This window comes from Streptomyces rhizoryzae (assembly GCF_023155275.1).
GTDB classification, from domain to species: Bacteria; Actinomycetota; Actinomycetes; order Streptomycetales; family Streptomycetaceae; genus Streptomyces; species Streptomyces rhizoryzae.
Genome location: NZ_JALMUV010000003.1, coordinates 72,803 through 95,139, shown reverse-complemented (window position 1 = coordinate 95,139; position 22,337 = coordinate 72,803). Strand labels below are relative to the sequence as shown.

At 74.3% G+C, this 22,337-nt stretch carries 22 protein-coding genes; 11 read left to right on the top strand and 11 right to left on the bottom strand.

Annotated elements, in window-relative coordinates:
• Positions 1–12: 12 nt before the first annotated feature.
• Positions 13–1,128: an ABC transporter ATP-binding protein gene (locus MUU72_RS03790; protein ID WP_248011664.1), complete on the bottom strand. Its 1,116-nt coding sequence runs from the start codon at positions 1,126–1,128 to the stop codon at positions 13–15.
• A gap of 165 nt (positions 1,129–1,293) precedes the next feature.
• Positions 1,294–2,142 (bottom strand): alpha/beta fold hydrolase, encoded by an 849-nt coding sequence (locus tag MUU72_RS03785; RefSeq protein ID WP_248011663.1) that lies wholly within the window; start codon positions 2,140–2,142, stop codon positions 1,294–1,296.
• Between the two features lie 45 nt (positions 2,143–2,187).
• Between MUU72_RS03785 and MUU72_RS03780 the strand changes: the two genes are divergently transcribed.
• Both MUU72_RS03780 and MUU72_RS03775 read left to right on the top strand, forming a co-directional pair.
• Positions 2,188–2,982, top strand: coding sequence for a GNAT family N-acetyltransferase (locus MUU72_RS03780; RefSeq protein ID WP_248011662.1), 795 nt, complete (start codon positions 2,188–2,190; stop codon positions 2,980–2,982).
• A 262-nt stretch (positions 2,983–3,244) separates the two neighbouring features.
• Positions 3,245–4,027, top strand: a complete 783-nt coding sequence (locus MUU72_RS03775) for a DsbA family protein (RefSeq protein ID WP_248011661.1) — start codon at positions 3,245–3,247, stop codon at positions 4,025–4,027.
• Positions 4,028–4,072: 45 nt separating this feature from the next.
• Here MUU72_RS03775 and MUU72_RS03770 read toward each other — a convergent pair whose 3' ends face one another.
• On the bottom strand, positions 4,073–4,990 hold the full coding sequence (locus tag MUU72_RS03770) for an ATP-grasp domain-containing protein (protein ID WP_248011660.1): 918 nt from the start codon (positions 4,988–4,990) through the stop codon (positions 4,073–4,075).
• Between the two features lie 257 nt (positions 4,991–5,247).
• Here MUU72_RS03770 and MUU72_RS03765 point away from each other — a divergent pair, with 257 nt between their 5' ends.
• Positions 5,248–6,477, top strand: coding sequence for a GDSL-type esterase/lipase family protein (locus tag MUU72_RS03765; protein ID WP_248011659.1), 1,230 nt, complete (start codon positions 5,248–5,250; stop codon positions 6,475–6,477).
• Positions 6,478–6,489: 12 nt separating this feature from the next.
• Here the strand turns inward: MUU72_RS03765 and MUU72_RS03760 are convergent, their stop codons facing one another.
• Entirely contained in the window at positions 6,490–8,019 is a 1,530-nt protein-coding gene (locus tag MUU72_RS03760) for a carboxylesterase/lipase family protein (protein ID WP_248011658.1), read from the bottom strand.
• A 116-nt stretch (positions 8,020–8,135) separates the two neighbouring features.
• On the opposite strand from MUU72_RS03760, the gene MUU72_RS03755 reads away from it, so the two are divergent.
• Complete coding sequence (locus MUU72_RS03755; protein ID WP_248011657.1) at positions 8,136–8,744, top strand: TetR/AcrR family transcriptional regulator; 609 nt, start codon at positions 8,136–8,138, stop codon at positions 8,742–8,744.
• Here the strand turns inward: MUU72_RS03755 and MUU72_RS03750 are convergent.
• Positions 8,735–9,142: a VOC family protein gene (locus tag MUU72_RS03750; protein ID WP_248011656.1), complete on the bottom strand. Its 408-nt coding sequence runs from the start codon at positions 9,140–9,142 to the stop codon at positions 8,735–8,737. The two genes, MUU72_RS03755 and MUU72_RS03750, sit on opposite strands and share 10 nt — an antisense overlap.
• A 137-nt stretch (positions 9,143–9,279) precedes the next feature.
• Here MUU72_RS03750 and MUU72_RS03745 point away from each other — a divergent pair, with 137 nt between their 5' ends.
• A complete protein-coding gene (locus tag MUU72_RS03745; RefSeq protein ID WP_248011655.1) occupies positions 9,280–9,714 on the top strand; it encodes a MarR family winged helix-turn-helix transcriptional regulator in 435 nt (144 codons plus the stop codon).
• A 138-nt stretch (positions 9,715–9,852) separates the two neighbouring features.
• A complete protein-coding gene (locus MUU72_RS03740; protein WP_248011654.1) occupies positions 9,853–10,986 on the top strand; it encodes a hypothetical protein in 1,134 nt (377 codons plus the stop codon).
• A 101-nt stretch (positions 10,987–11,087) separates the two neighbouring features.
• Here the strand turns inward: MUU72_RS03740 and MUU72_RS03735 are convergent, their stop codons facing one another.
• Both MUU72_RS03735 and MUU72_RS03730 read right to left on the bottom strand, forming a co-directional pair.
• Positions 11,088–11,855: a GNAT family N-acetyltransferase gene (locus MUU72_RS03735; RefSeq protein ID WP_248011653.1), complete on the bottom strand. Its 768-nt coding sequence runs from the start codon at positions 11,853–11,855 to the stop codon at positions 11,088–11,090.
• Positions 11,852–12,724: a class I SAM-dependent methyltransferase gene (locus MUU72_RS03730; protein WP_248011652.1), complete on the bottom strand. Its 873-nt coding sequence runs from the start codon at positions 12,722–12,724 to the stop codon at positions 11,852–11,854. Before MUU72_RS03730 ends, MUU72_RS03735 begins: the two co-directional genes overlap by 4 nt.
• Before the next feature lie 58 nt (positions 12,725–12,782).
• Here MUU72_RS03730 and MUU72_RS03725 point away from each other — a divergent pair, with 58 nt between their 5' ends.
• Complete coding sequence (locus tag MUU72_RS03725; RefSeq protein WP_372502971.1) at positions 12,783–14,327, top strand: N,N-dimethylformamidase beta subunit family domain-containing protein; 1,545 nt, start codon at positions 12,783–12,785, stop codon at positions 14,325–14,327.
• On the opposite strand, the gene MUU72_RS03720 is transcribed toward MUU72_RS03725, so the two are convergent.
• Both MUU72_RS03720 and MUU72_RS03715 read right to left on the bottom strand, forming a co-directional pair.
• Positions 14,311–15,000, bottom strand: coding sequence for an HAD family hydrolase (locus tag MUU72_RS03720; protein WP_248011650.1), 690 nt, complete (start codon positions 14,998–15,000; stop codon positions 14,311–14,313). The two genes, MUU72_RS03725 and MUU72_RS03720, sit on opposite strands and share 17 nt — an antisense overlap.
• A gap of 41 nt (positions 15,001–15,041) precedes the next feature.
• Positions 15,042–16,205, bottom strand: coding sequence for a serine/threonine protein kinase (locus MUU72_RS03715; RefSeq protein ID WP_248011649.1), 1,164 nt, complete (start codon positions 16,203–16,205; stop codon positions 15,042–15,044).
• A gap of 296 nt (positions 16,206–16,501) precedes the next feature.
• Between MUU72_RS03715 and MUU72_RS03710 the strand changes: the two genes are divergently transcribed.
• The 4 genes from MUU72_RS03710 (at position 16,502) to MUU72_RS03695 (ending at position 20,775) form a co-directional block, all read left to right on the top strand.
• Positions 16,502–17,794 carry an extracellular solute-binding protein gene (locus tag MUU72_RS03710; RefSeq protein ID WP_248011648.1) on the top strand — a complete coding sequence of 431 codons (1,293 nt, stop codon included), beginning with the start codon at positions 16,502–16,504 and terminating at the stop codon, positions 17,792–17,794.
• A gap of 5 nt (positions 17,795–17,799) precedes the next feature.
• A complete protein-coding gene (locus tag MUU72_RS03705; protein ID WP_248011647.1) occupies positions 17,800–18,726 on the top strand; it encodes a carbohydrate ABC transporter permease in 927 nt (308 codons plus the stop codon).
• The gene (locus MUU72_RS03700; RefSeq protein WP_248011646.1) at positions 18,723–19,577 is read left to right on the top strand and encodes a carbohydrate ABC transporter permease; all 855 of its coding nucleotides are present in this window, start codon (positions 18,723–18,725) and stop codon (positions 19,575–19,577) included. Before MUU72_RS03705 ends, MUU72_RS03700 begins: the two co-directional genes overlap by 4 nt.
• A gap of 85 nt (positions 19,578–19,662) precedes the next feature.
• A complete protein-coding gene (locus tag MUU72_RS03695; RefSeq protein ID WP_248011645.1) occupies positions 19,663–20,775 on the top strand; it encodes a radical SAM protein in 1,113 nt (370 codons plus the stop codon).
• On the opposite strand, the gene MUU72_RS03690 is transcribed toward MUU72_RS03695, so the two are convergent.
• Together MUU72_RS03690 and MUU72_RS03685 are read right to left on the bottom strand one after the other, a co-directional pair.
• Positions 20,772–21,836 carry a mevalonate kinase family protein gene (locus tag MUU72_RS03690; RefSeq protein ID WP_248011852.1) on the bottom strand — a complete coding sequence of 355 codons (1,065 nt, stop codon included), beginning with the start codon at positions 21,834–21,836 and terminating at the stop codon, positions 20,772–20,774. The genes MUU72_RS03695 and MUU72_RS03690 overlap by 4 nt on opposite strands.
• Complete coding sequence (locus MUU72_RS03685) at positions 21,833–22,327, bottom strand: NUDIX domain-containing protein (RefSeq protein ID WP_308403772.1); 495 nt, start codon at positions 22,325–22,327, stop codon at positions 21,833–21,835. Before MUU72_RS03685 ends, MUU72_RS03690 begins: the two co-directional genes overlap by 4 nt.
• Positions 22,328–22,337: the final 10 nt, after the last annotated feature.

Genomic DNA, 22,337 nt, shown 5'->3' with positions numbered 1-22,337 from the left:
TACCAGAGCGCATCACGCATCGGATGCGCCGGGGCGCACGTTCGGCGGCCGTCGATCGGGTACCGGCAAGGCGTCCGCGGCGTCCCACAGCAGGTGGACGGCGGCGCCGGGGCGGGCCGCTTCCGGGAGTCCCGCGGAGTTCAGCCGTAGCGCGGTGAGCCGGTCGTCGCCGGCGTCGAGACGGATGACGAAGCGGGTGTGTGCGCCGGCGTACGCGATCTCGGCGATCCGCCCGGGGACACACCGCTCGCCCGGCCCCGGTACGCCGTCGGGGCCTTCGGGGTCGGCGATCCGGATCCGCTCGGGGCGGATGCTGTACGTGCCCGGGGCGCCGACGACACGGACCGCGGCCTGGTCGCGCAGCAGGTTGGTGGTGCCGACGAACCCCGCGACGAAGGCGGTGGCCGGCCGGTCGTAGATCTCCAGTGGCGGGCCGGTCTGCACGATCCGGCCCCGGTCGAGGACGGCGAGGCGGTCGCTGAGGGTCAGCGCCTCCTCCTGGTCGTGGGTGACGAGGAGGAAGGTGACACCGGTGGCGCGCTGGATGCGCTGGAGTTCGCGCTGCATCTCCTGCCGCAGCTGGAGGTCGAGGGCGCCGAGGGGCTCGTCGAGCAGCAGCAGTCCGGGGCCGTCGATCAGGGCGCGGGCCAGGGCGACGCGCTGGCGCTGCCCGCCGGAGAGTTGGGCGGGGCGCCGTGGTCCGAGGTCGTCGAGTCGTACGGTGCGCAGCGCCTCGCGGGCGCGGGCGCGGCGTTCGGCCTTGCCCACCCCGGCGACGGTCAGCGCGTAGGCGACGTTCTGCTCGACGCTCATATGGGGGAACAGCGCGTAGTCCTGGAAGACGGTATGGACGTCGCGGCGGCTGGGCGGGAGTGCGGTGACCTCGCGGCCGGCGAGTTCGATACGGCCCGAGGTGGGCCGCTCGAAGCCGGCGATCAGACGCAGCAGGGTGGTCTTGCCGGAGCCGGACGGGCCGAGGAGGGAGAAGAACTCCCCTTGCCGAATGGTGAGTTCGGCGCTGTCGACGGCGCGCACCGCTCCGAAGTACTTGCTGACGGCGGTGAGTCGTACGGCGGGCGTGACTTCCGTGGCGACCGGACGGACGTCGGTGCGGGCGGCTTCGGCCACGGGCGCTCCCCCTCGTGAACGGCTTGATCGCGCCGGTGACTGTACCGGGGTTCCGCCTCGGGCGGCAGAGGGCCGGCGGGCACCCTCACACGCACCGTCGAACGTCCTGTGTGCATCGGGCGGCAGCACCCCAACCGGCGTCCCGGGCACCTCGGTCGACGGGCGTTACCTCGGTTGACGGGCGTTGCCTCCGCTGACGGGTGACCACCTCGGGCAGTCGGTGAGGAACGCCCGGACCGCCTCCGCGAAACCCGCCGGGTCGTCGTCGTGCAGCCAGTGCCCGCACCCCGGGAACTCCCGCAGGATGGTGCCCGGCCGCCGGCGGGCCATCTCCCGCGCCATCGAGGTGGGCAGGACGGCGCTGTCCAGGCCGTGCAGGAGCAGGGCCGGGCAGGTGGCGGCGAGCCAGTCGGGCCACCAGTCGCCGATCAGCGCCTCCTGCGAGCGCATCATGTCCTCGGGGTCGAAGAGGAAGCCCCAGCCGTCGGGGTGTTCGACCGCGCTCTCCAGGAAGTAGCCGGCGTCCGGGATGCCGCGCGCCTCGACCTCCCGCCGCAGGGCGGCCAGGGTGGGCGCGCGGCGCGGCCAGTCCCGTACGTCCAGGACCGGATGCGCCACGTCGGGGCGGCGGTTGAGCGCCCCGCCCTCCTCGTTGACCAGCGCGGTGACCAGGTCCGGGTGGCGGGCCGCCAGCCGGAAGGCGACCACGGCGCCCATCGAGTGGCCGACCACCGGCAGCGGTCCCAGCCCCAGCGTGCGGACGAACGCGGCGGCGTCGGCCGCGTACGCGTCCGGCGAGAGGTCGGCGGCGCTCTCGCTCAGGCCGTGCGCGCGCTGTTCCAGCGCGATCACCCGGAACTCCGGCGCCAGCGCGGCCGCCAGGCCGGCGAACGCGCGGGCCCGCCCGAAGTGGCCGTGCAGGGCCAGTACCGGCCGCCCCGGCCCGCCCGCGTCGGCCCGGGCCAGCCGCAGTCCGCGCACGGTCGTCGGCCCGGTCCGCATCGTCCTCCTCATGGCGCCTCCGTGGTGGGGGTCCGGTGCGTTCGTAGAGTGGCGGCCGTGACCGATATCGAGAGCTTGCTCGCGGCCTATGACGAGCAGATGCGGGGCGCGCCGCCCCACCCGCCGGCCGGTGTGCGCTACGAGCAGGACGGGCCGCTGCTGCGGATCACCGGCCAGCACCGCGGCTTCGTCAGCGGCCCGCCCGACCTCACCCTACGCGGCGCCGAGCTGGACCGGCTGATCGCCCGGCAGCGCGACCACTTCGCCGCGCGCGGTGAGGCGGTGGAGTGGAAGACCCGGGCGCACGACCGGCCGGCCGACCTCCCCGACCGGCTGCGCGCGGCCGGTTTCGTGCCCGAGGAGCGGGAGACCGTACTGATCGGCCTGGCCGGGGAGTTGGCCGCGGAACCGGTCCTGCCGGCCGGGGTGACCGTGCGGCAGGTGACGGCGCGCGACGACCTGCGGCGGATCGCCGCCATGCAGTCGGCGGTCTGGGGGCAGGACTGGGGCTGGCTGGTGGACGACCTGGCCGGCCGGATCGCGGCGGCGCCCGAGGAGGTGACGGTCCTGGTCGCCGAGGCCGGCGGCGAGGTGGTCTGCGCGGCCTGGGTGGTCTTCCGCCCCGGCACCGCGTTCGCGTCCCTGTGGGGCGGTTCGTCCCTCCCGGCCTGGCGCGGGCGGGGGATCTACCGCGCGCTGGTCGCCGCGCGGGCCCGGCTGGCAGCCGCGCGCGGGGTGCGGTTCCTCCAGGTGGACGCCTCCGACGACAGCGCGCCCATCCTGCGGCGCCTGGGCTTCCACGCCGTCACGACGACGACCCCGTACGTGTGGTCCCCACCGGCCGGGACGTGAGGGGTGGCGCCGGGACGTGACCCTCCTCACGCTCGTCCGCCCCGGCTCGGCAGCGCCCGCCGGCCTCTCGGCGTCTCCCTGCGCTGACCCCGCGGTCACCGTCCGCCACCACGGGCCCCGGCCCGCGCGCGCCCCGCGGGGGCTGCCACACTGTGGCGTGCCGCGGCAGCGCCCCGTCCCGTACGGAGGCGGCGCGCCGGGGCACCGGTGGCAGGTACCGCGCCGCCGGAAGCACAAGGACCGGCCTGGTGAAAGGGTGCGCATGGTGGCCTCCGCAGGGAGCAAGAAGAACGGCAGCGGCACGACGCGGAGCGGCTCCCGCCGCAATTGGCGCACCTACGCGGTGTCCGCGGTCGGCCTGGCCGTGGTCTGCGGGGCGGCGACGGTCCTCGGCCAGTTCGCCCGCGCCAACGAGGCGACCACGTTCGAGGCGCCCTCCGGCGCCGTGGCCCCGTCGGGCGCGCCCACCGGCGCCCCGCAGCTGGACCTGCCCGTCAAGCCGACCGTCCCGGTCACGCTGACCGTGTACGAGGACCCGCGCAGCCCCCTGTCCCGCGATTTCGCCCAGCGGTACGCCGGGACGTTCGCCCAGCTCCTGGCGTCCGGCCAGGCCCAGATCAACTACCGGCTGGTCACCCCGAGCGACCGGCAGTACGGCGGCAGCGGCGCGAAGGAGGCCGCCGCCGCGGCCGCCTGCGCGCAGGACCAGGGCCGGTTCCGCCAGTTCATGGACCAGGTGTGGGCGAACCAGCCGGCCCCGGAGAAGGACGCGTTCAACAACCGCGCCCTGCTCAAGAAGCTGGCCAAGAAGGCCGGCAAGATCCAGCACGACACCTTCGACCTGTGCCTGGACCGCAAGCAGCGGCAGGGCTGGGTGACCAAATCCCAGGAGCAGTACGCCGCGTCGGGCCTGGGCCAGGTGCCCGTCGTCCAGCTCAACGGGCGCACCCTGGCCGACCCCGCCACCCAGCTCACCCCCGCCAAGCTGACCGGGCTGGTGACCAAGGAGGCCCGCCGGGTGGCCGCCGCGGCCCCGCAGCAGTAGCCGGACGGCGCCCGGCCGGGACGCGTGCCCCGGCCGGGCCCGGGCCTACCGCTCGGCCAGCAGCCGGGCGACGTACCCGGTGATCGCCGGTATCACCGCCGTCATCCGCGGGCGCCAGCCGGGTACGGAATTCACCTCGCAGAGCGTGTGGCCGCCCTCGGCGGTGAAGAGCAGGTCGACTCCGGCGACGGCCAGCCCGAGCGTCCCGGCGGCCGCGACCGCCAGGGCCTCGGCGTCGGGGAAGCGCCCCGGGCACAGCTCGGCGGAGCCGCCTTGGGCGAGGTTGGCGGCCAGGGAGCCGTCGCGGGCGGTGCGGACCTGGGCGGCCACCGGTTCGCCGTCCACCACGACCACCCGCAAGTCCCGGCCGTGCGAGGCGGACACGTACTCCTGGAACAGCAGCGGGACCTCGTTCGCCAGGCTGCCGGCCAGCGACCGCAGCAGTCCGCCGTCCGGCGCCAGGAACACCTGCCGTCCGTTGCGGCCCCGTACGGCCTTCACGATGCAGGGGGCGGCCACGTCGGGGCTGCGCACCACACCGGTCAGCGGGGCGGTGGCGTAGGAGAGGGAGTCGGGGACCGGCAGGCCCGCGACGGCGAGGTCCTGGAGCTGCCACAGTTTGTTGCCGCACCGGTGGTGGGCCGCCGCGGAGTTGATCAGGACCGCGCCCAGGTGCTCCAGGTGCCGCAGCAGGCTCAGCTCGCGGTCCTGCGTCATCGTGCCGGGCGTCTGGCGCACCAGGACGACCTTGGGCGGGGCGATCTCCACCCCGCCGAGCGTGCGCAGCACCAGCCGTCCCCGCTGGACGCCGAAGAGGATCTCATCGGTGTGCCAGACGGCGAAGCGGGGGCCGTGGGCGGCCGCCAGCGCCTCGGCCAGCGCCCGGGTGGCCTTGAGCAGCGGCATCGGATGCTCCCGCACCAGCATCCAGACATCGGCGGCCGCCACCGGTACGGACCCCATCCACACTCTCCTTCATCGCCCTGACCGCGGGACCGGCACGTCCGGCTCGGGCCGCGCCTGCCGTCCGTACGGACCGGCGCGGGCGCGGCACACCCCGGCCGAACGCTACCGTCCGCCGCGGCACCACCACACCCGGCCCCGGCCGCCCGACGGGAACCGGGACGGTGACCGGGACGGCCCGGGCGCGCGGGCAGCGGGCGGCGGGCGGCGGGAATAATGAGGTGACCGGTCCGCGGCGGGGTTGACAGACTGGGCTCATGAATGCCTCGCACGATCCCGCCCCCGGCCCGGAATCCGCTCCCGCCGCCGAGTCCGCCACGTGGCACACCGTCCCGGACCTCGCCGGCCTCCTGCGCGGCGCGCTGGAGGTGGAGCGGACCGAACACGGCCTGCTGCCCCACCGCCTGCCCGCCCGGGCCCGCGCCCAGTGCGCCGATCCGCAGCTGGCCTTGGCGGAGCGCCAGCCCTCCGGTGTCCGGCTGGTGTTCCGGACCCGGGCCACCGCCCTCGAACTGGACACCCTGCGCACCAAGATGGAGTACCAGGGCGCGCCGCCGCGTCCGGACGGCGTCTACGACCTGCTGGTCGACGGCGCCCCGGCCGGGCACGCGCGGACCAGCGGCGGCAACGTCGTGGTGGTGGACATGCTCGCCGGGTCCGCGGAGACCCGGCCCGGCCCGGTCGGCACCGTGCGGTTCACCGGGCTGCCCGGCCGCGACAAGCAGGTCGAGATCTGGCTGCCGCACAACGAGACCACCCACCTGGTGGCGCTGCGCGCCGACGCCGCCGTCGAGCCGGCACCGGATGCGGGCCGCAAGGTGTGGCTGCACCACGGCAGTTCGATCAGCCACGGCTCCGACGCCGCCGGCCCCACCCGCACCTGGCCCGCCCGCGCGGCGGCCCTGGGCGGGGTGGAGCTGATCAACCTCGGGCTGGGCGGCAGCGCGCTGCTCGACCCGTTCACCGCGCGGGCGCTCCGCGACACCCCCGCCGACCTGATCAGCGTCAAGATCGGCATCAACCTCGTCAACACCGACCTGATGCGGATGCGCGCCTTCACCCCGGCCGTGCACGGTTTCCTCGACACCATCCGCGAGGGGCACCCCACCGCTCCCCTGCTGGTCGTCTCGCCCCTCCACTGCCCCATCCACGAGGACGCCCCGGGGCCCAGCATGCCGGACTTCAGCGACCTCGGCGCCGGGCGGCTCCAGTTCAAGGCGGCCGGCGACCCCGCCGAACGCGCCGCCGGCAAGCTGACGCTCGGTGCCATCCGCGACGAGCTGGCCCGGATCGTCGCGCAGCGGTCGGCCGACGACCCCCGGCTGCACTACCTCGACGGCCGGGAGCTCTACGGCCCGGCGGACTTCGACGAACTGCCGCTGCCGGACCAGCTCCACCCCGACGCCGCCACCCACCTCCGCATGGGCGAACGCTTCGCGGCCCTGGCCTTCGGCCCCGGCGGCCCGCTCGCCCCCGAGGCCGCCTGAAGGCCGCGGCCGTCAGGGCAGGTCGTAGGGGGCCGCGGCGTGCCCCTGCCAGATCGCGCGGGAGGTCTGCTCGGGGTAGCGGACGGTGCGGGACGCGGTGTCCAGGACGCGGGTGAGTTGCCGGTCGGGGCGGTAGGCGGCCCAGCCGGGGTCGCCGGTGGCGGCGAAGCGGACCCAGGCCCGCTGGAGCTCCCGGGAGACCGCGCGGACCTCCGGGGCGGGCCGGTCGCCGAAGAGCTGCCGGCCGGTGGGGCTGTCCAGGGTCCCGAAGGCCAGGGGGACGTCGAGGCTGTGGCAGGCGCCGAGGACGCCGCCCGACGCCGGTGCGGCCAGGCACAGTTCGAAGAGGTACGAGGTGCCGCCGGCCGCCGCGTTCGCCTCGGCCAGCCGCAGGGACGGCATGCGGAAGAGGGCGTCGGAGTACACCGTTTCCAGCAGCTCCCCCGGCGTGGCCCCCGGGTGGGCGGCGCGGTAGGCGTCGCCGCCGTGCGGCGGCGGGGCGAAGAGGTCCAGGGCGGTACGGGCCTCCTCCGCGGTCCAGCCGCCGGTCCCGTCCGCGCCGGTGCCGTACCGGCCGCTCAGGACGCTGAACAGCCGGAATTCGTCGCGGGTGTGGCCGGCGAGGAGGTCGATGCCGCCCGTCCGGCCGCCGGTCGGCGCGGGCCCCGGCGGTCCGGTGAGCAGTTCGCCGTCGATGACCGGGCAGACCGCGACGCCGAGCCGGGCCAGGCGCCCCCAGTCCGCGTGGCGGTCGGCGAGGGCGGTGCCGAGCGCGGTGACCTCGTCGGCCAGGCGCTGCGGGGAGACCCGGGCGAGGCCGGCGGCGGTGGGTGCGGCGCCGAGCCGGTCCGCGAGGGCGGCGGTGACCCGGGCGGCCAGGGCCCGGGTGCAGTGGTTGCCCGGCACCGAGTGGGCGATGGCCCGGTGGAACAGGCCGCGCGCCGGTTCGATCGCCAGCAGCGCCGCGATCGTGCCCGCCCCGGCGGACTGGCCGGCCACGGTGACCCGGTCCGGGTCCCCGCCGAACGCCGCGATGTTGCGCCGGACCCAGTGCAGTGCGGCGATCTGGTCGAGGATCCCGCGGTTGGCCGGGGCGCCCTCGATGAGCGCGAAACCCTCCGCGCCGACGCGGTAGTTGAGGCTCACCACGACGAGGCCGGCCCCGGCGAGCGCCGCCGGATCGTACGAGGGGTCGCTCGACGCCCCCGCGATGTAGCCGCCGCCGTGGATCCACACCAGGACCGGGAGCTTGGCCGCGCCGGGGTCGGGGGTGCAGACGTTGAGGGTCAGCCAGGCGTCGCCCGCAAGCGGGCCGGTGTCCTCGCCGGTGCGCGGGGCGGTCGGGCCGGACTGGGGCGCCGTCGGGCCGAACGCGACCGCCGGCCGCACCCCGTCCCACGGCAGCGCCGGCACCGGGGCGGCGAACCGCAGCCTCCCGACGGGCGGTTGGGCGTAGGGAATGCCGCGGAACACCGCCTGCCCGCCCCGCCGGAACCCCCGCACCACACCCGCCGCCGTCCGCACCTCGGGCTCTCCGGGCACGCCGCCACCTCCCCCTCGTCCGATCTCCGTTCGCCGCCCCAGGTTTATCGGTCAGCTGTATTATGTCAACTGTATGAGAAAACCGCGCAGGTGAACGGCCGGAAAGGGGCGGGGAGTTGCCGAAACAGGTCAACCATCAGGAGCGCCGCGAGGAGATCGCCAGGGCGCTGTGGCGGGTGGTGGAGCAGCGCGGGGTCACCCGGCTGTCGCTGCGCGAGGTGGCGCAGGAGGCGGGCATGTCGCACGGGCAGCTCCAGCACTACTTCGCGAGCCGCGCGGCCCTGCTCTGCTTCGCCATGGACTTCGCCGCCGAGCAGACCGCGGACCGGGTCGACCGGGGCGTCCGGGAGCTCGGCGACCGACCGCATCCGCGCGACGTCCTGCGCCTGCTGCTCACCGAGATGCTCCCGCTGCACGCCGACGCCCGCGCGACCAGCCGGATGAGCGCCGCCTACGTCCTGGAGGCGCTGCACGACGAGGGCCTCCGCACCCGGGCGCGGGACGGTATCGCCCAGGGGCGGGAGCTGGTCGAGCAGGTGGTCCGCCGGGCGATCGCGGACGGGCACCTGCGGCCCGACCGCGATCCGGTGACCGAAACGCATCTGCTGCTCGCCCTCACCGGCTTCACCCCGCTCCTGGAGCTGGGCGTGATCGGGCCGGCCGACGCGCTCACCGCCCTCGACGCCCACCTGGACCGGCTGTTCGCGCCCAGCGGTCAGCCGTAGGACTGGAACTCCAGCAGGGTGCCTTCGGGGTCGCGGACGTGCGCGGTGCGGCAGGTCGGACCCCAGGCGGGGCGGTCGGCGGGCACGGCGACGTCCCGGGCGCCGTGCGCCAGGCACAGGGCGTGCGCCGCGCCGACGTCCGGGACCCGGCTGACCAGCATCACCGCGTCCTGCGCGGGGCCGGGCGCCGGCAGGCCGGCGGTCCCGGCCACCTCGGCCATCGCCGCGCGGTCGAAGAGCCGCACCACGGCCTCCTCCCCCACGTCCCAACTCGCGTACGGGCCCTGCTCGCCGCCACCGGACAGGTGGGCGCCGAGCAGCTCCGGCAGTACCGCGTCGTAGAAGCGGAAGCAGTCGCCGAAGCGCGTGACGAGCAAGCGGGCGTGCAGTGCGTCCATCGAAGGTCCTCCCCGTACCGGCCGATTCCGGCACCCGGCGGCAGCCCGCCGCGGGCGCCCGGGGCGGGCGCTCATCAGCGCACCCGCCCCACTTAGTAGGTGACCACCCATCATTGGTGGTCACCTATCATAGGGTCATGCCTGACACGACGCCGCCGAGCCTCACCTCACTCACCACCTATCTGCTGTCCAAGGTGGGCAAGCGCGCCCGCGGGCTCCTCGCCGAACGCCTCGCGGCCCAGGGCCTGCGGCTGTGGCACCTGGCGACCCTGGCCGCGCTCGCCGACTTCGGCCCGCACGCCCAGCGGGACCTGGCCGGGCGCCTGGCCATCCACGCCAGCGACATGGCCAAGCTCCTCGACGAACTCGCCGGCCGGGACCTGCTCACCCGGGACCGCGACCCCGGCGACCGGCGGCGGGTGCTGGTCGCCATCACGCCGGCCGGACGGGCGCTGCTCTCCGACCTGACCGACCAGGCCGCCTCCGTCCAGGACACCGTCCTCGACCCGCTCACCGCCGAGGAGCGGACCGTCCTGCACGGGCTGCTGCTCCGCCTGTACGGCGGGCGGTGAGGGGACGCCGCCCGCCCGGTGCCAGGGCGGTGGTGGCGGGATTCGGCCAGTCTTCGCGGGCGGGGGTGGGCCGGGGTGGGTGTCTGTCACGATGAGGCGCCCGAAGCGGAAGGGCTCGGCGAGGGGAGGAGTGGCCCGGTGAGCACGGTTTCGCTCAGTTCGGCAGTGATGACCCACCCGGTGCGCGAGGTGCAGGCCGCGGCGCTGGCCGCGCGGCTGGGGCTCGGCGGGCTGGCCCTGGACCCGGAACCGGAAGGGCCGCCGTCGGCGCTGCGGACCGCGCTGGTGGCCTGGGCGGCGCGAACCCCGGAGGCCGGGCACCACCTGGTCGTCCAGGACGATGTGGCGGCGCCCCCGGAGCTGCTGGAGCTGGTGGCCGGATCGGTGGCCCGGTTTCCGGACGAGGCGCTGATCTTCTACACCAACTGGCACGCCCGGAACGGCGCGGCGGCGCGGCTGGCCGCGCTGGCGGGGGCGGGCTGGGTGCGGGCGGTGCCCGAGGAGTTCGCGCCGACGCTGGCGATCTGTCTGCCGGTGCCGGCGGCGGACGCGTTCCGGACGTTCGCGGCGGGCAGCGGCGAGCGGCACGACGACGAGGTGATGGCGGCGTTCCTGCGGGCCGGTGGCCGGTCCGGGCTGCTGGCGGTGCCGAACGTGGTCGAGCACATCGGGACGAGCAGCATCAACGGGCACGCCGCGCAGGGCGTGCGGCTGGCGGTGTGCCCGGTGGGGGCGGCGGAGGCCCGGCCGCTGCTGGAGCGCGGCTGGGTGCTGGAGGAGCTGGACTGGCTGCCGTACATGCGGTACGGCGAGGGGTATCTGCGGCCGGCCGGATGCGAGCGGGACGCCGATCCGCGGCGGCACCTGCGGTGGCCCGAGGCGCTGCCGAACACCGGCCTGACGGAGAGTCAGGTGTGGGAGGTGCTTCGGCGGCACCGGCCCGAGGACGCCGCGGCGGAGGTCGGGCGGCTGTTCGGGGACGGCTTCGCGGACGAGTTGTGGATCCACTGTCTGCTGCTCGGGCGGCAGGCCGAGGAGGCCGCGTGGCGGTACGCGGCGCGGCGGGCGCCGGAGGGGCCGATGGCCGGGCCGGCGGCCCGGGTCCGGGCCGCCGCGCTGTCCACGGTCGGCCCGGCCGGGTTGCCGCCGGAGCGGCGGCCGGAGGTGGGTCCGGAGCGGGCCACGCTGCTGGCCGCGTACGCGGAGAGCGCCGTGTGCTGCGGCGGGCTGCTGCTCGGACCGGTGGCGCAGGTGCGGGGCGGCGCCGCCTAGCCAGGGGTGTCCGTGAAGTCGCGTCGTTCGCCCGGTGGGCGTGCCGGGCGCCGGACGGCAGACGGGACGTTGCGGACACGCACCGCCCCGCGGGGCGGGCCCTACGGCCGGCCGGGGGGTGTGCGGCGGACGTCGTGGGTGATCCAGACGCAGGGTTCCCAGTAGGCGCCGCGGTCGCGGACGTGGTCGATGTCGAGAGGGGCGAGGCCGCCGGGGAAGACGTAGCGGCCGTCGTCGGGGAAGGCCATCCCGGTCCAGGTCTCCCAGTCCGCGACGGTGCCGGTGATGCGGGAGGACTCGGCCACCGCGGCGGCCACGGTGCCGCCCTGGCGCACCTGGGTGCGGATCCACGGGTCGAACGGGGCGCCGTCGGCGCGGGTCCAGGCGGCGTAGCGGTCGATGGGGACGAGGGGGTAGCGGTCCTTCCAGGTGGGGCGGACCGGGACGATGACGTGGGAGAGGCCGGCCGCGCGGGCGAGGTCGGCCATGTGTGCCAGGAGCCGGGCGGAGTGGCCGCGGCCCTGGTGGGCGGGGGCGATCTCGATGCCCAGGGCGCACAGCGCGTCCGGTGGCGCTCCGGCGTCGTGGTCGCGGAACGCCGCCTCGATGGAGGCGTCCAGGCCGGTGCCGAGGCCCTCGGGGGTGCCGTCCCAGGTGCGCGGCAGGGTGCGGCCGGTGCCGAGGACGGTGTCCGTGGCGGTGTCGTGGAGGACGAACTGGTGGGCGGGGAAGTCGGTGAACAGGCGGTCCCAGAAATCTCCGTTGATGTCGCCGTGCAGGTTGTATTCGGGGACCACCCCGGCGAATTCCGCGGGGAGCCGGTCCCAGAGTTCCGGGCGTTCGCCGTGGTGGACGAAGCGGAGGGTCATGCGCGCGACTCCCGGGGTTCCGCGGCGGGCTTTTCCGCTTCCCAGACGATGACCAGCGGGAGGTTTTCCCACGCGGCCAGGGCGGCGTCCGCGATGGCCTCCTCGTAACCGCCGGGGGCGAGCCGGCCGTTGAAGAGCGGTTCGTGGCAGGCGCGTACGGTCAGGCCGGCGGCGTGAAATCCGGCGAGATAGCGGCCGGGGAGGTGGACGTGATTGCGGACGAACGCCAAGCGGTCCGGACCATCGATGAAGAGGCACTGTCCCTGGAGGGAGATCACGAACGGGTGCAGGTCGGAAACGATGACGCGGCCGCCGGGGCGGACCACGCGAGCGAGTTCGGCTATCCCGGTGGCGACGTCCGGGAGATGGGTCATCGCCAGGGAACAGACCGCGAGATCGACGCTGTTGTCGTCGAGCGGGAGTTCTTCCAGCCGGCCCTGCCGGAATTCCGCGGCGGGGACCTTGCGGCGGGCCCGGTCGAGCATTTCGGGTGACTGGTCGACGCCGATGACGCGGTGGCCGCGGGCGGCCAGGGCGGCGGTCTGGCGGCCGGTGCCGCAGGCCGCGTCCAGCGCGGTCCCGGCCGGGCCGCGGTCCAGCAGCGGGTGCAGCACCGGCTCCTCGACCTCGATGTACGAGCTGGGGAGCGCGTCGTAGCGGGCCGCCCAGGAGGCATAGCCGGCGGCCGCGTCCAGTTCGCCGACCGCCGCCCCGCCGTCCGGGAGCGGGCCGCCGCCGCCGGTGGCGAAGGCGCGGATCTCCTCCACCCGGGCATTCACGAAATCCTCGTCGGCGTCCAGCGCATGGCGCAGGAGGGCCAGCCCCTCGATGCCCAGGACGAGTTCACGCACCCGGAATTCATGGTCCATGGTTTTCTGTCTCCCTTGGCCGGAAGTTCTGTTGTGGGGACCCATACCCGCACCTAGCATGACGCGGATGATCGAGGGATATCTGGATCGTGAAAGTGTGCGCGCCGGGCGGCAGTTGGTGTTTCACGTGTCGACCGATGCCGTGGAATTCCGGGTGCGTTTCTACCGTCTGGGACGGGAATTGACGTTCATGGCGGAGTCGGGTCCGTACCGCGGGGTGGCGGTCGCTCCCCCGCCGCATCCGGACGGGGTTCCCGAGCACGCCTCCCCGGCCGTGGACTGGGATTGGCCGCCGTATCACCACACCGTTCCCAAGGACTGGCCGCCGGGCATCTACCTCGCGCATTTCATCGAGGGCGGGCAGCGCCGGGCCCGGTCCGTTCCCCTGCTGGACGCTTCCGGGATCGAGGGTTTCGGGCGGGAATTCTTCATCGTCCGGCCGGCCCGGCCCGGCGCGGGCGGGGCGCGGATCCTCTACAAGAAGTCGACGTTCACCCGGCACGCGTACAACCGCGCCGACCGGGCCGATGTCCAGCGGGCCGCCAGCCTCTACGACAACCCGGTGTACCGGGAGGCCGGCCCGGACGGTCCGCGCGGCCACCGGCTCAGTCTGCACCGCCCCGGCGGGGTGATCGATCTGGCCTACTGGGACGCGCCGTTCATCGCCTGGCTGGAGCGGACCGGTTACGCCGTCGAGTACTGCACCGACCTGGATCTGCACGAGGAGCCCGACCTGCTGGCGCCGTACCGGCTGCTGCTCAGCGTGGGGCACGACGAGTACTGGAGCGCACCGATGCGCGACCAGGTGGCCCGTTTCGTGCGCGGCGGCGGGAACGTGGCGTTCCTGAGCGCCAACACCTGCTGGTGGCGGGTGCACCCGGTGGACGGGAACAGCGCGTTCGTGTGCGACACCGACCACCGCGTGGGCGCGGAGTACCCGCATCTGCCGGCCACCGACCTGTGGTGGCCGGCGCCGCCGGACGGGGTCGGCGAGCCGGAGAACGCGCTGACCGGGGTCAGCTTCCGCAACGGCGGGATGTGGCCGGGCGAGTGGCCCGGCGACCGGCCGCGGGACGGCTACCGCGTGCAGCACGCGGACCACTGGGTGTACGAGGGCACCGGGCTGCGGGACGGTGCGGACGGCGGGCCGGCCGACGCGCTGGGGGCCGGGACGCCGCTGATCGGCTACGAGTGCGACGGCGCGGCCTTCGCCCGGGACGCGGACGGGGTGGCGTACGCCACCGGGGCGGACGGGACGCCGGAGTCCTTCCTCATTCTGGGGATCTACCTCCTGGATCCGGTGCACGAGGACTTTCACCACCTGAAATGGGGGCACTGGAACTGCCCGGTGCGGGAGCCGGGGATCAGCGGTCCGCGCGCGGCCACGATGGGGCTCTACACCGCGGGCGGCACGGTGTTCACGGCCGGGACCACCGACTGGCCGGTGGTCTGCGGCCGGGAACTGGACCCGGCCGTGGTGCGGGTGACCCGTAATGTGCTGGACCGCCTCTCGGGACCGGGAACGCGGACGGGAACGGGAACGGGGACAGGACGGGGGCCGGGGTCGGGCTCGGGGTCCGGCCCGGCTACAGCAGGGCGCTGAGCTCGGCCAGCGACGCGATGCGCGCGGCCCCGTCCGGCAGCGGCGGGGCCGCGCCCGCCACCGCCCGGTCCGGGCGCCACAGGTGCACCGCCCGCATCCCGTACGCCAGCGGGCCCGCCACGTCCACCTCCCACATGTCGCCGACGAACAGCGCCTCGTCGGGCCGCAGCCCGCAGCGTTCCAGCACCGTGCGGTAGATCAGCGGGTGCGGTTTGCGGGCGCCGGCGCGGGCCGAGCTGACCGCGTGGTCGACCAGTCCGGCCAGCCCGGTGTCCTCCAGGGCGCGGTCCAGGTCCCAGAACCAGTTGGAGCAGACCGCCACCGTCAGGCCCCGGGCGCGCAGTCCGGCGAGTGCCGCCGGGACGTCGTCGAACCGGGCCAGGCGGAGGTCCTTCATCGCCCGGTCCAGTTCGGCGGCGAGCGGTCCGGCCTGCGGCGCGGGTACGCCGCAGGCCAGGGCCCGGCGCCGCAGCCGGTCCACCTCCCAGGCGCGGTACGCCTGTTCGCCGGTGGAGTGCGCGGTGTGCTCCTCGCCGTCGCGGGGGCCGACGGCCCACTGGTCGCCCCACCGGTCGGCCGCCTCGGCCAGCCCGCGGCGGAGGAAGAGCGACCGGTGGCTGGGCGGCAGCGGCTCGACCAGCCGCACCAGGGTCCCGTAGAAGTCGAGGATCACGCCCCGCACGGCGGGCCGGCGGGGCGGGGTCCGGCACGCGGTCAGTACCGTCCGTAGCGGTGCGGGAAGTAGTCTTGGAGGGTCCCGTCCCGTTCGATGTCGACGGTGGCGCAGTGCAGACCGCCGCCGAACGGGCCGACCGCGCGGAACGGCACCGGCACGATCTCGAAGCCGTAGCCGGACAGCTGGTCGGCGAGGGCGACCTCCTTCTCCTCGATGCACAGGGTGTCGGGGTCGAGGTTGAGCATGTTCCCGGCCAGCCAGGGGCTGCAGTACGACAGCTTGGGCGGATGGTCCCAGCTGGCGGGCTGGACTGCCTCGACGATCTCCCAGTCGTTGCGCCGGAAGAACTCCATCAGCTCGGCGTCGGCGAGCCGTTCACCGCAGTGCAGCACCAGTCCGGGGCGCAGCGGCACCCAGGTGGCGTCGATGTGCAGCGGGTGGGTGTTGGTGGAGGTCACCGCGTGCACCCGGTGGTCGGGGAAGTGGCGTTTCAGCCACTGGTGGCCGCTGCGGTTGGTGACGAACGAGAGCTGGACGAAGAGGTCCTTGCCGAAGCGGGCGATGTCGGCCGCGTCGAACAGCGGCTCCTCCTCGGTCAGCACCAGGTCGTAATCGCGTACCCGGGCGAGCTGCACCTCGGTGGGGAGGTCGTGATACGTGTCCCAGAACCCCGGCTTGTAGGAGGCGTCGGTCAGCCGGGGCTTGGGGGCGGCCTCCCAGCGCATGTGCGGGTCGGCGGCGAACAGCTGCTGGAGGAGCGGCCGGTAGCAGAGGTACTCGAACCAGCGGCTGCGGTAGGACATGGTCGCTTCGAGGACCTCGTTGCCGACGGTCAGCAGCAGGTCGCGCGGCGGCATGCAGCCGGACATCGTCTCCTGGGTCCAGTCCGGGGTGCTGACCTGCTGGTTGAAGTCCAAGGGGGTGGGGCGGTCGACGCGGATGCCGCGGCGGCGCAGCAGTTCGGCGAAGTTGTCCAGCTGCTCGTTGGCCTCGGCGGTCATCTCCGCCGGCATCGGGCCGTAGGTGCCCAGCGGGAAGCCGTCGTCGGGGAAGTCCCGGCGGATCGCGGGCTCGGGGGCCTGCACCACGGTGTTGTCGGCGCGTCCGACGACGACGTGCCGCAGGGGATCCCAGCCGTTCCAGGAATTGACTTTCACCGGGCGGGTGGCCGGATCTGCGGCCGTCGTGCCGTAGTCAGTCACGTGCAAACCCTTCGATAGGGGACGTGGGAGACACCCGAGCAAAACTGAGGCAGCGGGGGCGGCACCGTCAAGAGCGGATCATGCGGCCGGCGCGCCTTTTGCGTCAAAACCACGGTGGCTTTGACCCGCCGCACCCAAGATCGGTATACCGTCCGGCCTGCCGGACCGGGTCCACGGGATTCTCCGGCTGATCATTTACCGGCGCCGGATTTTCTGGCCGGAAAGAATCCCCGGGGTGAGCGGCGGGAAAAGCACGGGTAGATACAGCCGGTTCCGGCAACCGGATGGAGGGGCTCATGGCCGAGCGGATCTCCCGTTCAGCGGCGGGTTTGGGGGCGTTTGCCATGCTGGCCGCGGTGGCCGGCTGCGGCGGGGGCAAGCCGGTCGCGGCCGCGGACCGGGCGGATGAGCTCACGGTCTGGCTGACCGTGGACGCCCAGGAGAGCTGGCCGGATCTGGTGACCGAGGTCAACCGGCGCTTCCGGCAGACCTATCCGAAGGTCAAGGTCACCGTGCAGTACCAGCAGTGGACCACGAAGAACCAGAAGATCGATGCCGCGCTGGCCGGCCGGGACGTCCCCGATGTGATCGAAATGGGGAACAGCGAAACCACCAATTACATTGTCAACGGCGCCTTCACCACCGTCGATCCGGCGAAATACGACCACTCCGGGCAATGGCTTCCGGCACTCCGCGACGCCTGCCGTTACGAAGGAAAAACCTACTGTGTCCCGTATTACGTCGGCGCCCGCGTGGGAATCTACCGCACGGATCTGCTCGCCCGGGTCGGGGTGGCCGGCGCCCCGCGCAGTTATCCGGAACTCCGGGCCGACCTCGACAAACTGAAAGCGAAGTTCGGCGCCGCCGACAAGAATTTCTCGGCCTTCTACATGCCGGGCCGCTACTGGTACGCGGCGATGGCCTTCGTCAAGGACGCCGGCGGCGAGATCGCGGTGAGCCGGGACGGCCGCTGGCACGGCACGCTGTCCTCCGCCAGGTCCGTCGCCGGGCTCACCGCCTGGAAGCAGCTCCTGGACGCGTACTACACCGGGGACCGCTCCAAGGACAACGGGGACGAGCCGGCGGTCGTCGGCCAGGGCCGGGTCGGCATGTTCTACGGCAACACCTGGGAGGCCAAGGCCGCCACCGACAGCCGCTCGGGCGGTGATCCGGCGCTGCGCGGGAAGTTCGCCACCTTCGCCTTCCCCGGCCCGTCCGGCGGGCTGCTGCCGCCGTTCCTGGGCGGCTCCACGCTGGCGATCCCCGCCAAGTCCGCCCGCCAGGACCTGGCGCAGGACTGGATCCGGCTGTTCACCGACCGCACCTCCCAGCGCCGGCTGATCGCCGCCGACACCCTGCCCAACAACACCGCCCAGCTGCGGGAGGTGGCGGCCGGCGGCGTCAACGGCCCGGCCGCGCGCGCCGCCGAGCACGGCTGGGTGACCCCGCCGGCCCCCGGCTGGACGGCGGTCGAGAAGTCCAACGTGCTGCCGGAGATGCTCCAGGACATCGCGACCGGGAAGCGGTCGGTGGCGGACGCCGCGCGGGCCGCGGACCGCCGGATCGACGCCGTGATCAACGAGCACTGAGGCCGGTGGGGACCGTGGAGCAGCCGCCGCGCGCCGCCCGGGTACGGCGCCGGGTGCTGCCGTACCTGCTGATCGCGCCGACCGTGCTGGCGCTCGCCGCGGTCCTCGGCTATCCGCTCGTCGACCTGGTGCTGCTGTCCTTCCAGGGCATGACCCGGCGCGAGCTGTTCTCCGGGGCCGCACCGCCCTGGGCCGGGCTCGCCAACTACCGCTCGGTCCTCTCGGACGGCTTCTTCTGGACGGTGGTGGGCCGCACCGCGCTGTTCACCGTGGTCTGCGTCGTGGCGACGATGGTGCTGTCGCTGCTGGTGGCGCTGCTGATGCGGGTGGTGGCGCGCGGGGTGCGGACGCTGATGACCGGGGTGCTGGTGGCCGTCTGGGCGATGCCGGTGATGGTCGCGGCGTCCATCTTCCGCTGGCTCTCGGACGCGGACTACGGCGTCGTCAACTGGCTGCTGAGCCTGGTGCCGGGGCTCGACCTCAGCAAGCACAACTGGTTCGAGAACCCCTGGCAGGGGTTCGCCGTGATCACCGGGGTGGTGGTCTGGGGCGCCGTCCCGTTCGCCGCGCTGACCCTGCTCGCCGCGCTGAGCCAGGTCCCCGCCGAGCTGGCGGAGGCGGCGCTGGTGGACGGCGCCCGGCCCCGCCAGCTGTTCCGCCACGTCACCTGGCCGGTGATCAGGCCGACCGCGGTCCTGGTCACCTCGCTCTGCGCGATCTGGGACTTCGGGGTCTTCAACCAGATCTGGCTGATGCGCGGCGGCCAGCCGGAGAAGGAGTACTACCTGCTCGGCGTCTACTCGTTCATCGAATCCTTCGCGGTCAACCGCTACAGCGCCGGCGCGGCGATCGCGGTGCTGACCGTCCTGATGCTGCTGGCCGGCGCGGTCGTCTACGTCCGGCAGCTCGTCCACCTGGGAGCGGCCGAGTGACCGGAGCCCCTGGTACCGGGGCGCCGCGCGGCACCCGGCGGCGCGCGGCGGCGAACGCCCTCGGGCTGCTCTTCAGCGCCGGGATGGCCTTCCCGCTGTACTGGATGCTGCTCACCGCGTTCCGCCCGGCCACCGAGATCCACGCCAGCCCGCCCCGCCTGCTGCCCGGCCACCTGACGCTGGAGCACTTCCGGCGGGCCCTCGGCTCCCCCACGTTCTGGGCCAACGTCCGGTCCAGCGTGCTGATCGGCGTCGGTACGGTCCTGGTGTCCCTGCTGATCGGGACGCTGGCGGCGTTCGCCCTGGCCCGCTTCTCGTTCGCCGGCCGCAAGGCGCTGGTGCTGGTGATCATCGGCGTCCAGATGGTCCCGCTGGCCGGGCTGATCATCCCGCTGTACCTGCTGCTGAGCGATGCCGGCCTGACCGACAGCCTGCCGGGGGTGATCCTCACCTACCTGGTGTTCGTGCTGCCGTTCACGGTGTGGCTGCTGCGCGGTTTCATCGCCGCCGTCCCGGTCGAGCTGGAGGAGGCCGCGATGACCGACGGCTGCACCCGGCTCGGGGCGTTCCGCCGGGTCGTGCTACCGCTGCTGGCGCCGGGCCTGGTGGCGACGTCCGTCTACGCCCTGGTGCAGGCGTGGAACGAGTACGTGCTGGCCTACGTCCTGCTGTCCAGCAACGACAAACAGACCCTCAGCATCTGGCTGCTGTCCTTCCAGACCAGCTTCGGCACGGACTACGGCGGACTGATGGCCGGTGCCACCCTCACCGCGCTCCCGGTCGCGGTCTTCTTCGCGCTCGTCCAGCGGCGGATCGGCGCGGGTCTGGCCGCCGGCGCGGTCAAAGGGTGAGCGGCCGCGAGCCGTGTGCGTACGCGCCCGGCCGGCGGACCGGTGTCCGCCGGCGTACGGAACCCCCGACCTCACAGGAGAACTTGTGACGTTCGACCGTCTCGACCTGGTGTCCAAGCTGTACCAGCCGTCCGGCTGGCCCCGGATCGTGGAGGCCGCCACCGGGGCCCGCTCCAGCGGCCCCCTGGTCGTGGATCTGGACCCGACGACCTTCTGTGACCTGGCCTGCCCGGAGTGCATCAGCGGAAAGCTGCTCAACCAGGGGCGCTTCACCCCCGAACGGCTGGCGGAACTGGCCGGTGAGCTGGTGGAGATGAAGGTCCGGGCGGTGGTCCTGATAGGCGGCGGGGAACCGCTCGCCCACCGGGGCACCCGGCAGGTCCTGCGGGTCCTCGGGGAGGCCGGTATCGCCATCGGCGTGGTCACCAACGGCACCCTGATCAAGCAGAACCTGGCCGAACTGGCCGCCTACGCCTCGTGGGTGCGGGTCTCGGTGGACGCCGGCACCAGCGGCACGTACCGGCTCTTCCGCCCGGACCGCAAGGGCCGCAGCGTCTTCGACAGGGTCGTCGCCAACATGCGGCTGCTGGCCCGGGAGAAGCGCGGCGCGCTGGGCTACTCGTTCCTGGTCATGTCCCGGCAGGAGCCGGACGGCAGCGTCGTCGGCAACCACCACGAGGTGCTGCGGGCCGCCGAACTCGCCCACGACATCGGCTGCGACTACTTCGAGACCAAGGCCATGTTCGACGACGGCCACCACGTGGTGCAGGTGCCGGACGCGGTGCTGGCCTCGGTGGAGGAGCAGCTCGGCAAGGCCGCCGCGCTGACCGGGGACGGCTTCGAGATCGTCAACTCCTCGACGCTGACGTCGCTGCGCAACCGGGTCGGCCCGGTGCAGGAGAAGGACTACCACCGCTGCCGGGTCGCCGAACTGCGGACCCTGGTGACCCCGTCGGGGGTGTACGTCTGCTCGTACCACCGGGGCAACGAGGGGGCCCGGATCGGCGACGCGGTGACCGAGCGCCTGCCGGAGATCTGGCGGTCCTCGGACCGCGGGATCGTGGACCCGAGCCGGGACTGCCGCTTCCACTGCGCCCGCCACCGCTCCAACCTCGAACTCGACGCGATCGGGGCCGGAACGGCGGCGGGCACGGTGGCCCCGCCGGAACCGGGGACGGACTACGACCCGTTCATCTAGGGGGCGCCGCCGGCCCCGGCCCGGTGGTCCGGGACCGCGGCGAGCTCCGGCGCCAGGCCCGCGGCGGCCCCGGCGGGGATCACCCGCGCGCGGGGGTGCGCCGGGGCCAGCGCCCGCCGGAGGCGGGCCACCACCTCGGCGCGGTCGGCGGCCGGGCAGACGCCGACCAGGGCTCCGCCGCCGCCGGCCCCGCTGAGTTTCAGCGGCAGGCCGGCGGTCCGCCGGGCCAGCGTCCGCAACTCCTCCAGCTGCGGGGTGGACATGCCCTGGAGGTCCCGCATCGCGGTGTGCGCCTCGGTCATCGCCGCGCCCAGGGCGGCCAGGTCGCGGCGGTGCACGGCGTCCCAGACGGCGGCCGAGGCGGCGTCGGTCCGCTCCCGGTAGGCGGCCAACCGGGCGTCACCGGCCGCGAGTTGGCCGCGGACCGTGCGGATGTGGTCGCCGGTGTCCTTCCGGGTGCCGGAGTCCAGGACGACCACGGACCACTCGCCGGGGAAGCCGGTACGCCCCCGGATCCCCGGCAGGCCGGCGGTGCGCCCGTCGAGCAGCAGCAGACCGCCGGCGATCACCGCCAGGTGGTCCATCCCGCCGCCGTGGAACACCGCGAACTCGAACTCGTACGCCCACCGGGCCAGCGTCCCGGCGGACACCGGCCGGCCGCCGGGCCCGCCGGCCGGCGCCACGGCGTCGGTGAACGCCCGGAACAGCGCCACGATCAGCGCGGTGGACGAGGACAGGCCGCTGGCCGCCGGGGCGTCGCTGTGCACGGTGACGGCCGGGGGCCGGGGGCCGAGGCCGGGCAGCCGGCGGCGCAGGAACGTCCATACCTCCTCCGCCCAGCCGCCGGCGCCGCCCGCCGGGGCCGCGGCGGGCGGCCGGGCGCCCGGCGGGCGCACCGTGACCGTGGTCATCAGGTCCAGGGCCAGGCTGACCGACCGGCCGCCCAGCCAGTCCAGGTCCTCCCCGGACAGGCAGGCCCGGCAGGGCACCGCCACCTGCCCGGGGGGACGCGCCGCCGCGCCCTCCTGTGCCGCGTCGGACACCGTGCGCGATCCGCTCATCGGGCCTGGAACCTTCCGGTCGTGCGGTACTCCCGGAACATCTCCAGGACCACAGCGGTGGGCGGGTGCAGGGGGCGCGGCGGGTCCGCGAGCGCCCGGAACCGTGCCCGGGTCACCTCGTCCCGGCCCGGGGTCAGCTCCCCGGACCAGCGGCGGGCCACGAAGCACAGCGCGAAGCAGTGGGTGATGTCGCCGTTGGGGTAGGTCAGGGTGTGGACGCCGGGGTCGGACAGCGAACCGAACGCCTCCAGGTCGGCGCGGCGGACGTGCAGTCCGGTCTCCTCGGCCAGTTCCCGCTGCGCGGTGCCGGCGAAGTCGCTGCCCTCCTCGCAGGCGCCGGCCGGCAGTTCCCACACGCCGTTGTCCGCGCGCTGCTGGAACAGCCCGTGCCCGGCCGCGTCCAGCAGCAGCACCTGGGCGCCGGGGACCAGCAGCGGCCGGCTGCCGACCCGCTGCCGCAGCTGCCAGAGGTACGAGCCCTCGTAACTCACGCGTGACGCA